The sequence below is a fragment of the Methylocella tundrae genome (assembly GCF_901905185.1).
GTDB lineage: Bacteria > Pseudomonadota > Alphaproteobacteria > Rhizobiales > Beijerinckiaceae > Methylocapsa > Methylocapsa tundrae.
The window spans coordinates 1-15,083 of record NZ_CABFMQ020000079.1; the positions used below are offsets into that span (position 1 = coordinate 1).

13 protein-coding genes are annotated in these 15,083 nt (G+C 62.5%); 5 read left to right on the plus strand and 8 right to left on the minus strand.

Annotated features, from left to right (window positions below):
• Nucleotides 1–123: 123 nt before the first annotated feature.
• On the minus strand, nt 124–1,125 hold the full coding sequence (locus MPC4_RS10010) for an SDR family oxidoreductase (protein ID WP_174512400.1): 1,002 nt from the start codon (nt 1,123–1,125) through the stop codon (nt 124–126).
• A 70-nt stretch (nt 1,126–1,195) separates the two neighbouring features.
• On the opposite strand from MPC4_RS10010, the gene MPC4_RS10015 reads away from it, so the two are divergent.
• Entirely contained in the window at nt 1,196–1,546 is a 351-nt protein-coding gene (locus tag MPC4_RS10015) for a MerR family transcriptional regulator (RefSeq protein ID WP_174512401.1), read from the plus strand.
• A gap of 297 nt (nt 1,547–1,843) precedes the next feature.
• On the opposite strand, the gene MPC4_RS10020 is transcribed toward MPC4_RS10015, so the two are convergent.
• The 7 genes from MPC4_RS10020 to MPC4_RS10050 are packed head-to-tail and all read right to left on the minus strand — an operon-like array spanning nt 1,844 to nt 11,087.
• A complete protein-coding gene (locus tag MPC4_RS10020) occupies nt 1,844–3,271 on the minus strand; it encodes a hypothetical protein (RefSeq protein ID WP_174512402.1) in 1,428 nt (475 codons plus the stop codon).
• Between the two features lie 42 nt (nt 3,272–3,313).
• Nucleotides 3,314–3,901: a hypothetical protein gene (locus MPC4_RS10025; protein WP_174512403.1), complete on the minus strand. Its 588-nt coding sequence runs from the start codon at nt 3,899–3,901 to the stop codon at nt 3,314–3,316.
• A 30-nt stretch (nt 3,902–3,931) separates the two neighbouring features.
• The gene (locus MPC4_RS10030) at nt 3,932–5,908 is read right to left on the minus strand and encodes an ATP-binding protein (RefSeq protein ID WP_174512404.1); all 1,977 of its coding nucleotides are present in this window, start codon (nt 5,906–5,908) and stop codon (nt 3,932–3,934) included.
• Nucleotides 5,901–7,109: a restriction endonuclease subunit S gene (locus tag MPC4_RS21485; RefSeq protein WP_174512405.1), complete on the minus strand. Its 1,209-nt coding sequence runs from the start codon at nt 7,107–7,109 to the stop codon at nt 5,901–5,903. Before MPC4_RS21485 ends, MPC4_RS10030 begins: the two co-directional genes overlap by 8 nt.
• Nucleotides 7,106–8,731, minus strand: a complete 1,626-nt coding sequence (locus MPC4_RS10040) for an HsdM family class I SAM-dependent methyltransferase (protein WP_174512406.1) — start codon at nt 8,729–8,731, stop codon at nt 7,106–7,108. The genes MPC4_RS21485 and MPC4_RS10040 overlap by 4 nt, the downstream gene beginning before the upstream one ends.
• A 9-nt stretch (nt 8,732–8,740) precedes the next feature.
• Nucleotides 8,741–10,891 (minus strand): DEAD/DEAH box helicase family protein, encoded by a 2,151-nt coding sequence (locus MPC4_RS10045; protein ID WP_210253624.1) that lies wholly within the window; start codon nt 10,889–10,891, stop codon nt 8,741–8,743.
• A complete protein-coding gene (locus tag MPC4_RS10050; RefSeq protein ID WP_174512408.1) occupies nt 10,881–11,087 on the minus strand; it encodes a type II toxin-antitoxin system prevent-host-death family antitoxin in 207 nt (68 codons plus the stop codon). The genes MPC4_RS10045 and MPC4_RS10050 overlap by 11 nt, the downstream gene beginning before the upstream one ends.
• Before the next feature lie 415 nt (nt 11,088–11,502).
• On the opposite strand from MPC4_RS10050, the gene MPC4_RS10055 reads away from it, so the two are divergent.
• From MPC4_RS10055 to MPC4_RS10070, 4 genes are all read left to right on the plus strand, one after another.
• Entirely contained in the window at nt 11,503–13,614 is a 2,112-nt protein-coding gene (locus MPC4_RS10055; protein WP_174512409.1) for a DUF3363 domain-containing protein, read from the plus strand.
• Nucleotides 13,615–13,874: 260 nt separating this feature from the next.
• Nucleotides 13,875–14,165 carry a type II toxin-antitoxin system TacA family antitoxin gene (locus MPC4_RS10060; RefSeq protein WP_174512410.1) on the plus strand — a complete coding sequence of 97 codons (291 nt, stop codon included), beginning with the start codon at nt 13,875–13,877 and terminating at the stop codon, nt 14,163–14,165.
• A complete protein-coding gene (locus MPC4_RS10065; protein WP_174512411.1) occupies nt 14,162–14,668 on the plus strand; it encodes a GNAT family N-acetyltransferase in 507 nt (168 codons plus the stop codon). Before MPC4_RS10060 ends, MPC4_RS10065 begins: the two co-directional genes overlap by 4 nt.
• 133 nt (nt 14,669–14,801) lie before the next feature.
• Nucleotides 14,802–15,026 (plus strand): hypothetical protein, encoded by a 225-nt coding sequence (locus tag MPC4_RS10070; RefSeq protein WP_174512412.1) that lies wholly within the window; start codon nt 14,802–14,804, stop codon nt 15,024–15,026.
• The last annotated feature ends 57 nt before the right edge of the window (nt 15,027–15,083 follow it).

Consider the following 15,083-nt stretch of genomic DNA (forward strand, 5'->3'; position numbering starts at 1 on the left):
GTTCGCGAAGATCATTCGAGTAAGGTCTCGCCATCCGTGCTGCCCTCCCAACGCCAGCACGTGGATTGAATCAGACCGTTGCTGATTTGGGAATCCTCCGATTCCATAAAATCGCATCCCGCTCTAGCTGGTGGCGGTGGCGATAATCGCCTCTTCGGGAGGGCGGGGGCTCCAACCGAGCAGGCGCTGCGCCTTAGCGGCGGTCGCGTTTTTCCGTTTTCCAAGCTCGGGTAACAGGCTCCTCACTTCGGGATCGAAGAGTGCGACTGCTCGCAACAGCCAATTGGGCAATTGGCGCGTCGATACGGCACGGGCCGCATCACCAAGGCGGTCTCTCAAGGTTTGGGCCATCTGGGCGACGTTCATGAAATGGCCGGCGGTCGCGAGAAATCTCTCTCCGGCGGCGGCAGGATTGGTCATCGCCCGGAGATGGAGATCGGCGGCATCGCGAGCGTCTATGATACCGAACCATAGGTCGGGGCAACCAGGCGTGCTGCCCTCCAACATACGCTTTATCAGGTGGATCGACGTCGACAGGTCTGGCCCGAGCACCGGACCAAGAATGCCAGTGGGATCGATCACCGCAAGTTCGAGCGCGCCACCTTCGTCGTTCATGAAGCTCCACGCGGCACGCTCGGCCAACGTCTTCGACTTCTGATAGGGCTGAATCGTCGGATCGTCCGGATCGGTCCAGTCCGTTTCCGTGAAGGTTCCCGTGCGCCCCTTCCCGTATCCGATCGCTGCGAACGACGAGGTAAGCACCACCCGCGTCACGTTGGCGTCCCGCGCTGCGCGTAGAACCCGGAGCGCGCCGTCACGCGCAGGCCTAATCAGCTCGTTCTCATCCTTGGGAACCCTGCTCGGAAAGGGGGATGCAACATGGAGGACATAATCGCAGCCCGTGACGGCCTGCCTCCACCCTGCGTCGGCAGTCAGATCCGCGGCGAACAGAGCAACCTGATTGGCGCCATTTCCCGCTCCGCCCTGCCGTAGCATGGCCTTCAAAGCATCCTCTCGCCGTAGATCGCGAACGGTGGCGCGCACCTCATGCCCGGCCGCGAGCAGTTGGATGATGCAATGTGCGCCCAGGAACCCCGTGCCGCCCGTTACTAAAACCCTCGCCATGTCGTCTCCTTGCCAGAAGGGAGACACACTCGTACACCTTCAACATAGGTTTAAGGTCAAGGGGCTTTCTATGCGGATAGGTGAAGTCGCGCAGGGATCAGGTCTCTCGACATCGCGTATCCGCTTTTACGAGCGGCACGGGCTGATCCCCCTCGCGGTAAGAGGCGAAAATGGCTATCGAAGCTATAACGTAGACGTGCTGGAACCACTCAACTTCATCCACCAGGCGCAGGATCTTGGTTTCACCCTTGACGAGATCAGGGTGGCACTTACTCAGAGGAGCGGAGGTCCGCCAGCCGGGAAGGAAGTGCTCTCGGCACTCCGCGAGAAGCTCGCGGCACTCGATCGGCATATCGACGAGGCGATGCGCCGCAAACGGCGTATCATTGCGCTTATCGAAAAGTATGAAAACCGTCCCTAGGGTGGCGCGCCCCTTGCGGGGAGCGGAGAGTTGCTGCCGCACACGAATGCGGAGGTCCTCGTCAACGAGATCTTCGGGGCGATCTACTATCGACTGTTGCTGCGCATCCGGCCGTTTGACGAGGCCTTGACATACCAAGTGGTAGACTAGGCACTCGGCGGTCTACGAGCTCGCAAACGATCCTAGCAGCAGGATGTGGGCGCTCAGTAATGGCTTCGGTGAAGTGATGGCGCGCCGCCGTTGGCGATGATGAGAACTACGTTTACGCCATAGCCCTATGATCGGAAGGGGGCCCCATCAAGAAAGAACGTCCACCCGGTCCTCCTGCTCACCGTCGGTTACCTGTAGGATCATCGTGAACGACGAGAGGACGGCGTTTGTGCCACAGTAGGTGACCATCTGCCCGTCTTCGAAAAAATGCTGGTTTAGGGGGCCGAAGCATTCCCTTGGCAGCGGGCGCAAGGCCCTGGGATTGTGGAACACTTGCAGTTCGTCGGCCCACCCCTCTGAATAGCCTTCGGTACCAACCTCCTCGACGAACCGCGTGCCTACGACGGCGTTCGGGTCGGGATCGTATCGAATGCCCGAGCGAATGTAGCGATGCTTCGGGGGCGCGTAGCCGGCCAGGACGCCGATTCGGTCAAACTTGGCCAATGTGCCGGCGTTCGAGAATATGACCGCCGAAACGTTCTCAGCGTCCGGAAGGCTAAAGAACCCGGACTCGATCGTCTTTCCCTTGAACGTATGGCTCTTCAGGTCCCGGTTTGTGATGACGAGCTTGCCGTCAACCATCTCCCAATCGGTGGTGAAACCGTAGAGGTATGCCCAGATCGCAGACTGGGTGTAGGTCATCGATCCAAGCTCGCCCTCCGACGCAGGCTTGTGAAAATCAGCTACTGCAATCACGAACGGCAATCCGGCAGCTCCGTCCTCCTCCCAATAGGCCTTGCCTGCAGCGGAACGCCGTTTGAGCTTATTTGTCAGAGAGTTGCCATACTTGATCGGCATATAATCAGCGAGAAAGGCGGCGATTTCCTCCGGCGTCTTCGGGTTTGGGTGCTGCGACAGCACGCCATCCTTCGAGGGAGCCACCGTTGTCGCCTCGACCGCGAACGCGACGCCCGGCGCACTGACACGGAAATCTGGGGCCTCGCCATGGGCGACATCATAGCCGCCCTCCCGAAAGGTGGCCCAAAGATACAATTCCCAAAGACGCTGATCAAACTGATGCCGCTGAAATTCCCGCACGAAGTGCGGATCAGCCGCCGTCAGCCAGGGTCCGATCTCGCGCAACACCGCCCGCGCTGGCGCTCTCCCTGGCCGTTGGATCAATTCGACAAAATACGGGTGCAACTGCTCGGGCCGCGTGCCAGGAATTGGCGTTAGAAGATCAATAGGCGCATTGGTCTCATCACCTTGAATGCCGAGTTCGGCCAAGTCGGCCACTCTGCTCACTTCCGCAATTTTGAGACGAAGACCGGCCTCGGCCCTACGCTCACTGGTCACGCTCACGTCGAGGTGGACGCCCCGGAACCTGCCAAGCCGATCGCGCACCATGAGCGCCCAGCCGAAATCGTCATCCACACGGTCGCGGAACACGACGCCGATGACGTTTTCATCCAAGTCAGACCAGTAGGAAAGTTCGTCAGCAACGAGTTCGGTCGGCGATAGGCGGGTCCCGATCGCGAAGAGATCAAATCGTGCTTGACTGAGCCTTTTCGTCATCACGCATTCACTTCCGTTCCTGCGAGACCCGGGATACCAACATCACCCGAGCCGAAATTGCGGCTTGGCCAGTATGCGCACAGCAAGGCCGATCGCAAACCACGCGTCCTGCTTGATCAGGGCGTCCGACCTAAGGCCCGCTGTAATTGCCCGGCGGTCGATGTTCTGGTCGTCGGCGACCGTTCGGAAATGGCTCAGCGGATTCCGTAGGCTCATCAGGCGTTCCAGATCGCCGAAGTCCTGGCTGGAGATCAGATTCCGATCCTGGCAGCGCTTCAACGTGTCCCTGAAGGCGATCCGAGGCGGTAGGTCATCCATCATCAGGCCAGCGTGGAGAAACGCGGCCAGTAGGTTTTCGACGAGACTTTGGCAGAGAAGGATTGTGGCCGCGAAGTTGCCATGGACAAAAGATGAGCGCGCTTCTGTCCAGGCGCTGAACGTAGCCGCACCACCGAAAAGCATGGTCCCTTGAGTGCCAAGCGCCTGTCCGAGGTCCGCAAGGTGGCGGAGCCGCGCGACCTTGCCCGGCAAATCGTCGTGCAGATCGGCGAGCAGGTGACTGACCGCATCGAGATCGGAGATGCCGGAAAGGAGATCGGGTTGCGCGTCCGCGGGCTCGTCGCCGGGCATCAATCTGCACCCCTCAACGATATGCCGGCGCTAGCCATTGAGCCCGAGGCGCGTGAAGAAGGCCGAATTCCGAGCCTTGGCATCCTTCAGTAGCTTAGAAAACGGCACGATTTCGACGAATGCCTTCGGGTTGTCGGTATAGCCGAACATCCCCTCATTGTCCGGCGTCGGTTGCAACGGCAGGCCGATCAGTTGCTTTCTCAGCCCTTCGGTCAGGTCTGCGACGATATAGCAGTCAAAGGATGTCCGCTCTCCGACGTTCGAGATGACGCGGCCGCTCTTGTCGCGGAAGGTTTTCGAAGACTTGATCAGGTTCACGTATCTCAACGCCTGCCGGATCGGGTCTTCGTTCGTGTAGGCTTCGAGGCCAGGGCGCTTGAACTCCACCAGCACCACCTTGTCGCCGGATTGCTCGCCCTCGCGCCAAGCCAGACAGCTATCATAAAGGAACGCCAGGTCCGGCCGCTCCTGGCTCCCCGTATTCAGGTATGACCTCGCCTCCTTGTCGGAGGCAAAGAAATTGAAGAACGCCAAGCGGTCATCCAGAAGCCAAAGATTGTGGTCGTCGATGTCGGCGATTTGTGAGGAATCGATCTTCATCGGGCAGATCAGCGCGTGGACAGCGTCCTCAAGATGGTGCCTGCGCTTCTCCGGGTCTTCATAGGCTGTCAGAGCATCAAGAAAATCCAGAATCGCCTTCCGCTTGCTGACATATTCAGCCAACGCGCCTTTCTTCTCGTCGTCCACATAGCGCATATATTCATCGACTTTTTCTTGAATCTCCTCCTTGTGGCTGGGCGGCGACGCTATCTCTTCGGACAGGCGTCGAAACTCACGTTGCCGACGGTATCGCCGGCGGCTCATTGAGACGAATATTTCCTCCTGCTTCCCCGCACTATTCAGCGGCAGCGCCTCGACGAACGTATCGATCTCGTTGTTGATAAAGAGAAATTGAGGATTTTCACGAACGAGCGCCTGGGTGTTGCGCACCATCTCGGCCCGCGAGACGGAAATGTAGTCTTTGAGGTATTCGCGAACACTGGATGCCACGCCCCGGCGGATCAAGGTTTCCTCACTGGAGGAAAATGTGAACCCGTCGCGCTCTTGGTTCACGTTCTCGTCGAGATAGGCGCCAGATGCGCAGCCAATATAGATCGACTCGCCGTCAAGGCTTCGTAGCCCAATTTGTTCGTCGATACATTGTTCCGTGACGCTGCGCTCATGGGCGCAGAGGAACATCCAGTTATAGCTTTGCCCCCTTGGACGAATGTCCTTGTTACATTTCATGTGCCGGACAGAGATCGTGATCTCGCTGCCATCGTCGAGCTTTACCGGAACGTCCGAGACAGACGTGTCGATGATTTTGTCCTTGAAGTAGGTGGGAAGGTCGAACGTCTCGTCACCATCGATCAGTTCGGCGCTAGGGCAGGCACCGGATGCCAGGATTGGGAGAAAATGCGCGATCAGCCGCTGAACCAGGGTTTCTGGCTTGGAAGGGCAGCGGCTCTTGTACTCGCTCTTGAACTCGCCGAGCGTGATGACAGTATGAGGAGCGGTAGCGCCGTTGGCGACGCCATTCAGTTCGTTCCGTAGCTGGTCGCTCTCGTCGAGCACGAAATCGAACGACCGCCGTAGAAATTGGCCACCCTCGGCATAGACGCTTTCAATTTTCGCGCCTCCGAAGACGCGAAGCCAGGACAGACGCCCGACACCTTTGCCGCCCAGGCCCATTTTCTGCCGGCTGTCAGGGGTGCGGAAGGACCGATAATTCTCGTCGGTGAAGCCGATCCCATTATCCTCGATTTTGAAGCCGATCACGTCGCTGCTATCGCAGAGGATGGTGATCTGGATGCGTCCCTTGCTGGGGGCGCCATCTCCGAACCGGAGATTGACGGCGTGCAGCGCGTTGCTGAACGCCTCCATCAGCGGCAGCAACGCGTTGGTTTCCGACGGTTTCAGGGGCAGGCGATTGACCCGCCCAACGATGTCGCTGACCAGATCAGCCATGGCTGTTCCCCCGGTTTGGTGAGTCGCCGAACACCTCCGCCGAAAGCCCGGCGGCCATGGCTTCGGCCTTGGCGGCGGCGGTATCAAGGGCGCGGGCGGTGGCTTCGAGGCGCTGGGCCTGTTCGGCGAAGGCGGTTTGGAGCGGGAGGGGTGGAAGCGGCAACTCGAAGGACAGAATACCGCCCTGGCTAATCTTGTAGGTGCCGTTCGTGGTTTTCGCGGCGGCCTTGATTTGCCTCCGCATGTAATCTGTAGCCCAAAGTGCCGACAGGTATGCGGGGGACAGTTCACCCGAGACACCTCGGAGCGCGATGATCGTATCGGGGAAAGCCGTGTCAGGCATATCCGCTGTTGGGAAGGTTCCCCGCCCGACAAGCTCGGGATTGCCGTTGCCGCGGCAGATCAGAAATGACGACCGAGACACCGATTGCTCCGGCGCCAACGGCGCGGCGAACAGGCTCTCCTTGAATGCGGCGGCGTCGAAGGCGCCGCGCGTGATGGCCGATAGGGTCAACACCTTTCCGGTGACGGTCCCCGATTTCGAGGGGGAGATACCGTTGCGGAGTTCGACATTCGCCAGCTTGCCAACCGTCGTCACCGGCCACCCCTTCGGATTGGTGGCTGGGTCGCCGAACATGTCGAGGAAGAGGGAGGGGATGATGGCGCGGGCCTTGGCGCGGGCGGCGTCGGCGCGGCGCCTGATCTCCGCCGCCCGGTCCAGCAACCCCACGATCCGCCGCTGTTCCTCCATCGGCGGGAGGGGAATTGGTAACGACCTTAAAAACGATGCCGTTATCGCTGGGTATAACGCTCCAGAGACGGCTGAAGTTGTTCGAGAAATAAAGGTCGGGGTTCTTACATAGTGAAAAATATACCCAGGCAATACGCATGGCTTTGACCGTAGAACGGCGAAACCAGTGCTACAGATTTCACTGTCAAGTTCGCGAGGAACTAAAGCAACCGCGTTCAAGTTTGGACGAGTCATCGAGACGATAACATCGCCCTCTTTCAGGATTTGACGGGCTCGGCTTGGCGCGTCTTTACCCACGAGCAGGCTCGGGTCAACAATCCGCTTTGCCTTGTTGTCTACCGCGGCAATATCAACGTACCGGAATAGTTCGTTCGGCTGGCGTCGCGGATCGCGTGAGCCTGTCTGAGACACACAAATTTCACCCAGACATAAAGTCGGCCAACCGCTCACGCCGCCTCTCCCCGCAACTCCGCCACCAACGCCTGAATGTCGCCGAGGATGGTCTCCACATCCTCCTGCAATTCCTCCAGCAGCTCGCGCGGATCGCGATGCTCGGCGGCTTCGCGGCTCTCGGGCCGGTAACGGGAGGCGGAAAGGTTCCAGTCCTCGCGCTCGATGGCGCCGGCGTCGGCGAACCACCAGTTCTCCGTCCACGGCGCGGCCGGATCGCGCTTCTGCCAATCCGCCCACATCTCTTCCCGGCTATTGAAGGCTGCGATCAGGCCGGGCAGGTCGTCGGCCTCGATCGGCTGATCGTGGTTGGCGTCGAGCTTGAAGCCGTCATTACTGGCGTGCAGGAACATCACCCGTTCGGTGCGCCCACCCTGGCGGAAGACCAGCACCGAGGTCTTCACCCCCGAATAGGGCTGGAACACCCCGCCGGGCAGCGACAGCACGGCCTCGACCCTGTTGTTCTGCGTCAAGATGCGGCGCAGCTCCTTGTGCGCGCCGGTAGAGCCGAACAGCACGCCCTCGGGCACGACCACACCGCAGCGCCCGCCGGGCTTGAGATTGTCGATCATGTATTTGACGAACAGCAGCTCGGTCGCCGTGCTGGTGCCGATGCGCACGTCATCGACAATGCGGTCGCGGTCCAGCCGGCCGGAAAACGGCGGATTGGCCAGCACCACGTCATAGCCATCGAGCGGCAAGCCGCGCTCCGCCTTCATCTGCCGGTCGAAGCTGGTGGTCAGCACGTTGCGCTTGAGGATGCGCACGTCCGGCAGGCCGCGTAGCGCCAGGTTCATGCTGGCGAGGCTGACCATCTTGGGATCGACATCGTTGCCGTAGAAGGTCGCGGTCTGGAGCTTGCGCCATTGCGCGTCCTTCAGCCGGTCGCCATGTCCGCGCTCGAAAGTCTTGCCCTCCAGTTCCGCCACCTCGCGTCCATTGGTGGAGGAATTGGCGAGACGGATATGCTCATAGGCCGCGACCAGGAAGCCGGCGGTGCCGGCGGCGGGGTCATAGACCGTCTCGCCGATCCTGGGATCAACCAGGTCGACGATGGCGCGGATAATGTGACGCGGGGTGCGGAACTGGCCCAGTTCGCCCGCCTGCTTGATCTGGCGCAGCACGTGCTCGAACAGGTCGCCCTTGGTGTCCGGGTCCGCCTGCTCCAGCCGCAGTTCGTTCACCAGCGTCACGACCTGGGTGAGGACGGTGGGCTCGTCGATGGCGAGGCGGGCCTGCGCCATGAAGCTCATGCCGAACGCGTCGCCGATGGCGACGAAGAAGGGGAATACCTCGTCGCGCACGAAGGTGACGAGCTGTTCGCCCGACATGGCGTTGGCCCAGGACGACCAGCGCATCCGCTCGCGCGAGATGGTCTCGACGCCCTTGGCTGGAGCGTTCAAGGGATTGCGGAGCGTCCAATCGCCGGCGAACAGCGAGGTGTAATCCCGCTTCGTGGCCTTGGCCTGACGAAGGTTGGCCGCGTCGATCCCTTCGATCATGTAAAAGAAGAACAGGAAGCTGAGCTGTTCCGCGTTCGACAGCGGATCGGGATAGCCGCCGCCATAGAGATAGTCGCGGATCTGATCGACCTTGCGGCGCATGTCGGGGGTGAAGGGCATCGGCGGCCTCTAGTTGATCGGCTTGTCGGGGCGCGGCGTGTCCCCGTCCGGCGCGGCGCCGGAGGAATCAAGGCCGAACACGGCCTGGTTCAGGCTGGCGAGGACGTGCTCCAGTTCGGTTTCGCCGCCGAACACTGACCGGGCGCGCTCGAAGCCGCCGTTCATGGACAGCGGCGGCGCATCGAAACGCCAGCTCTCGAACAGGGTCAGTTCGGCGGCGTTGGCCTTGATCTGCTCCTTGACGAGATGCAGCAGGCGGAGTTGATCGGTGTTGAAATCCCGATCGTCGAGCCACGTCTCGAACGCCGCGCCCAGCGCCTCCGCGCGGGCCTCGTCCACATCCATGAAGGCGTGGCCGGTCTCGTCCACCGTCACCCATTCGCGGGTCGAGGGGTCGATCTCGTCATGCACGTCGAGGGTGAGCAGGCGGCGCGGCGTGGGCGGGGGATGCTTCGGTTCGCTGACAACAACCACGCCGCCTTCGCCCCCAGTCTCGTCGTCGCCATGGCGCAGGGTGACGCCGGTGAAGTCCCATAGAGTGAAGCGGTCCTTGCCCGGCGCCTGGCGCGTGCCGCGTCCACGCATCTGCTGGTAGAGGATCGAGGAATGGGTGAAGCGCGCCATCACCAAGTTGCGCACTTCCGGGCAGTCGAAGCCCGTGTCGAGCATGTTCACGCTGACCAGGATTTGCGGGAACGGTTCTTTCTTGAATCGCTTGATCTTCGCCTGGCCGTCCACCGTGTCCTCCGGCCCCATGCCCGACACAACGAAATCGGCATAGCGCGTGGTGGGGCTCGGCTTCCTGTCGGCGAACACCTCATCGAACATCCGGGCGAGGGTTTCGGCGTGCCGCTTGGTGACGGCGAAGACGATGGTCTTGCCCCATTCCGGTGCCCGGCGGACGCCGTTCGGGCCGACATAGCCGTGCTCCAGAACGTCGCGGAACTCACGCACCATGGCGCGGTTGCGCTCAGGGATGGTGAACTTCCGCTCCAGCGCGGTGGGATCGACGACCAGCGGATCATGGCCGGCGAACAGCGTTTCCATCTCGGTGCGCGTCGCCGCATCCATCGCGTCCCAGTCGATTTCGGCGCGGGAAACGGTGAAGCCATCAGTCGCCGCCGTGCGCGCGGTCATGGCGCGGTAAATCTCGTAAGGAACGAGGTGTCCGTCCGCGATCGCCTCGGCCATGCTGTAGCTGTAGGTCGGCCTATCGACCTCGAAGAAGCGCATGGTGTCGCGGATGGCGGCGCGATCCTCTTCGTCCACGTCCGGCGCATCGCGCATGATGCAGGGCGTGGCGGTGAGGCCGATCTTGATCCCGTCGAAATGGTCGAGCGCGCGTCGCCACTTGCCGTAGATGCTGCGGTGGCATTCGTCGATGACGATCAGATCGAAATAGCCAGACGAGTAATTCTCGTACTCGTTCACCAGCGTTTGCAGAGTGACGATGGTGACGCGCTTCTCGTCCTGAAAGCGGCGGCCGACACGCGGCACCCGATAGCAAGGCAGATGCGGCAGATGCTCGGCGAAAGCATCTTCGGTCTGGATCGCGAGCGTATTGCGATCGACAACAAACAAGGCGCGGGTGGCCCAATTGGCCTCGAACAGGCGCTTGAGCAGGGCCGCCGCCGTGCGCGTCTTGCCGGTGCCGGTCGCCATCTCGACCAGCAGCTTGCGACGGCCGGCGGCGATCTCGCGACACACCACGTCGATGCACGCCGTTTGATGGAGGCGTCCACCACCGCCTGCGATCCGGGTATCGATGGGGACGCTGAGCGGATCGCGGCGAATCTCGCTTGCCGCCTTCCGGCGCGCGAGGTCGTCCTGGCTGAACACCGTCTCGACCCGGCGGAAATGGGCGTCCTGGGTCTTATCGCGGAACCACACTTCCTCGCCGTTCGAGAGGAAGACGAAGGGCACGCCGAGCTGATCGGCATAGCGCCCGCCCTGCGCTTCGCCCGCGCTCAGATTGACGCTGGTGCTCTTGGCCTCCAGCACGGCGAGCGCACGACCCTGGCGGTCGAACAGCGCGTAATCCGCCTTGCCGCCGTCATCTAGCGAATACTCGAAACGCACGCTGCGGCCGTCCGAAAGCGACCAATCGGCGTCCTTCAGAAGCTGGTCTATCTTGACGCGCGCGAACGCTTCATTCGCCACCTTTCGACGCCCCCTTGGTCCCCGTTTCCCTCTTGTCCGCGCGTCCAGGCTGCACGGAAAGTCGTTCATATTCTTCCACAGAGACGACCACCACCACGCCGCGCCCGTGCTTTTCGATCAGCACTGGCTCTGCGCGCGCGGTGTCGATCATCAGCCCGAAGCCGTTCTTCGCTTCGCGCGCCGACATGGTTTTCATGGCCGATTCCCGTGGCGATCCATTGCGCCATTTAGGACGAAATGGCTCTTTTCGGCAATGGCGTCATTGGCGGTTCGATTCGGACGCGGGAGGTGCATTTTGAAGTCGAGAGCAGCCCCGGAGAAGAGACGACCGATGAGGGCAAGATAAAGCGAGTTGCCTCGCTGCCGGAACTTCGTTCCTAAGTATTTGTCTGCACATTGTTTTCTGGCGCCGCCGCGCTGATCCGTCGAGGTGCGTCAGTGCCGGGAAAGCTGATTTTTCCAGTAATTTCAATGCTGTTTTGTATGGCGCCCGCAATGTGCGTCGCTGGCGATCCCGCCGTTTCTACGCTGTAGCAAGTATTTCTACGCCACGGCCCTACACCTCTATTTTCGACCTTGTGTCGGCGGTTTGATCTTCCAATCGTCACGTCATGGCGACCGACGAAGACCGTTTCCACATCCGTCTCGGCCGGGTCCGAGACCGCTCCGGCGTCCGTTCCATGCGGACGGTCCGGCCGCGCCCGAAGACCTTCCTGGCCGAGGTGCATCAGGCCATCCGCCGCGCCGGCGGCTACCCCAATCGGCAGGGCTCGGCCGGGAACGGAAGCGGTCGGTTCAATGCTCGCGGCCGGGGTGCTGCGGTCGCCGCCGGCTTAAAGGGGCGGAACGCCTGGAGCCGGGACGCCAGCGGCGTGCGGACCCGCGCCCGGCGCGTGACGGTGAAGGCCCGGATCGTGAAGCTCAACCCCCAGCGTGGCGCGGCGCGCGGACGCCGGTTCGCCAGCGCCAAGGCGGTGGACGCCCACCTGCGCTATCTGGAGCGCGATGGCGTCAACCGCGACGGCGAGAAAGGGCAGGTCTATTCCGCCGAGCGCGACGCGGAGGGCGGCCGCACCTTCCTCGACCGGGGCCGCGACGACCGCCACCAGTTCCGCTTCATCGTCTCCGCCGAGGAAGGCGTCGAGCTGACCGACCTGCGGGAGACTACCCGCGACCTGATGAAGGTGATGGAAGCCGACCTCGGCACCAAGCTCGACTGGATCGCGGTCGATCATCACAACACCGGCCACCCGCACACCCACATCCTGGTGCGCGGCGTCATGGACGACGGCCGCATCCTCAACATCGCTGGCGACTACATCGCCCACGGCATCCGCGAGCGGGCCAGCGAGATCGTCACCCTGGAATTGGGGCGGCAGACCGAGCAGGAGGTCAGCCGCCAGTTGGAGCGCGAGGTGGACGCCGAACGCTTCACCCGCCTCGACCGGCTGCTGATTGCCGAACAGGCGGCGAGCAACGAGTTCGCCGACCTGCGGCCCGACCGGGACATGCTGGAGACCGCCCGGCAAAACCGGGCGCTGCTGATCGCCCGCGCCCGCAAGCTGGAGAGCATGGGACTGGCGACCGAGGTGGAGGTCGGCCGCTGGTCCATCTCCGCGCAGGCCGAGCCGACCTTGCGCGAGATGGGCGAGCGCGGCGACATCATCAAGACCATGCACCGGGCGCTCGCCGATCACGGCATCGCCGATGAGCGCGGCCCCGCCCAATACGCCGCCCACGGCAAGCAGATCACCGAGCGGATCGTCGGCCGGGTGCTCGCCAAGGGGCTGGCCGGGGACGAGCTGGGCGACCGGCTGCATCTCGTCATCGACGGGGTGGACGGCCGCACCCATTATGTCGAGACGGCGGACGACTCCCACCTGGCCGAGATCAGGCGCGGCCACATCGTCGCGCTCGATCCGGCGCCGACCAAGGCCGAACCCAGGCCGGCGGATGTCAACATCCAGATCGTGGCGGAAGCCAATGGCGGCTTCTATCGGCCGAGCCTGCACCTGGAAGCGACGCGGGACATCATTGAGCAGCGCCACGGCGACCCTGACGCCTTCATCCGCTCCCATGTCCGTAGGCTGGAAGCCTTGCGCCGCGCCGGTCATGTCGAGCGCATCGACGCCGACAATTGGAAAATCCCCGATGACATTGCCGAGCGGGGAATGGCCTATGACGCCCCGACCCGGTCCAAGGACTTCTCGATCCGCACCCTGTCCACGCTCGGCCTCGATCGTCAGGTAGGGAGCGACGGGGCGACCTGGCTCGACCGGGAACTTGTCGCGAAGGACCATCTGCCTATCACAGATGCTGGATTTGGTCGGGAAGTGAATGCCGCACTCGACCGGCGCGCGCAAAGGCTGGTGGAAATGGGACACGCCACCACCAAGGATGGCTTTATCAGCATCCCGCGCAGGGTCATCGCTGCCCTGGAGCGGCAGGAGGTGGAGCGCGTCGGCAGGGAGATGGCGGCCGAACGCGGGCTGACCTACGCCCCGTCCGGCCCTGGTGAATATGTGAGCGGCCGGCTGGCTGGCGTCGCCACTCTCGCCAGCGGGCGCTTCGCCATGATCGAGGACGGGCTCGGCTTCCAGCTCGTCCCCTGGCAGCCCGTCCTGGAGAAGCGCCTCGACCATTACATCAGCGGCGTTCGCCGCGACGACGGCGGCATCGAATGGGAGTTCAGCCGCAAGCGACAGATCGGGCTGGGATTATGAGAGCGATCCACCGGCCTTGTCTGCATGTCTTGATTGAGCCGGACCGGCGCCAGCCCCTCAAGGCTGGCGCGGACGCGCCACCGCTGCGCGGCTTGCGGCCCTGACCGGCTGCCCCCGGCCCGGCGGCGGCTCCCCATGCAGATAAGGGCGATTGGGAGTGCGGAAGCCCCCCAATGCTGAGGCGGAAGGCGATTCGGATCGCCATTCACCTTGAACAATACGGCATTTTGCCGTATATAATTGAGCTGAAGGAGGCACCCATGCCCAAGCCCCAAGTTGAAGCCGAGACCGCCCGATTGGAAGCGCGTATTCCGGTCCAGGTCTATGACCAGATGCAGCGCGCCGCCCGCCTACGCGGCCTAACCCTGACCGGCTATCTGATCGCCACCGCCGGCGAGGACGCAAGGCGCGTCGTCGAGGACGCCGAGATCATGCGCCTCGCGCGCGAGGATCAAGTCCGCTTCGCCGAGGCGCTGATCAATCCACCCAAGCCGAATGAGCGGCTGATCCGCGCCGCGAAGCGTCATGCCGAGCTGATCGAACGCCGGTGAGTGTCCGCTTCGCCATCGAGCCGCTGGCGAAGGCGCACAAGCGGGCGGATTTCACCTGCGGCAACGACCGGATCGACAGCTACTTCCGCGAGACCGTCTCGCAGGACGTGAAGCGCAAATACGCCACCTGTTTCGTCGCCAGGGAGATCGCGACGGATCGGGTGGCGGGCTTCTACACTCTGTCGTCCAGCAACGTGCCCTTGAACGAGGTGCCTGAGCCGCTGGCGAAGAAGCTGCCGCGCTATCCGACTGTCCCGGCCGTGCTAATTGGCTGGCTTGGGCGGCATAGCGACTATGCCGGACAGGGGCTTGGGGAAGCCTTGCTGTTCGACGCCATCAAGACCGTGGCGACGGCACCCATCGGGGCGCACGCCATCTTCGCCGACGCTATCGACGACAGCGCGGCGGCCTTCTACACGGCTTTCGGCTTCACGCCGTTGGTCAAGCGCCCGCGCACCCTCTATCTGCCGGTGACGACGGCGTTGAGCCTGGCATCGCCATGACGACCGCCTCTGTTCCTACGCCGTTTCCGCCCCGTGCCGCCGCGTGCAAGTATTTTTACTCCACGGCGCGCGGAGGCTTCTGGCGTAGAAAAAGGCTATTCTTTCAAGGGCGTCATTCGGCGATTCTGGACCAATGGCCAGACTTCGCAAGGAACGCCCGCCGACCGCATCCGAGCAGCTTGAAGCATTGCTCGGCTATCCTTGGCCGTTTCCGGGCCGACCGCCGAAACACGACCTTTCGACCTGGACCGTCACCGACGATTGGTCCGAGCATATTCCCGTCACCGAGGCCGAGGTGGATGTGTTCGAGGCGTGGTTCGGCGATCTGTTCGATGAGCTGTTCGGGCCGTACCGATGACGATCTCGAACAGGACGAATCTGAATTTTGTGTAGCGGCTTGCAATGTCCAACATTA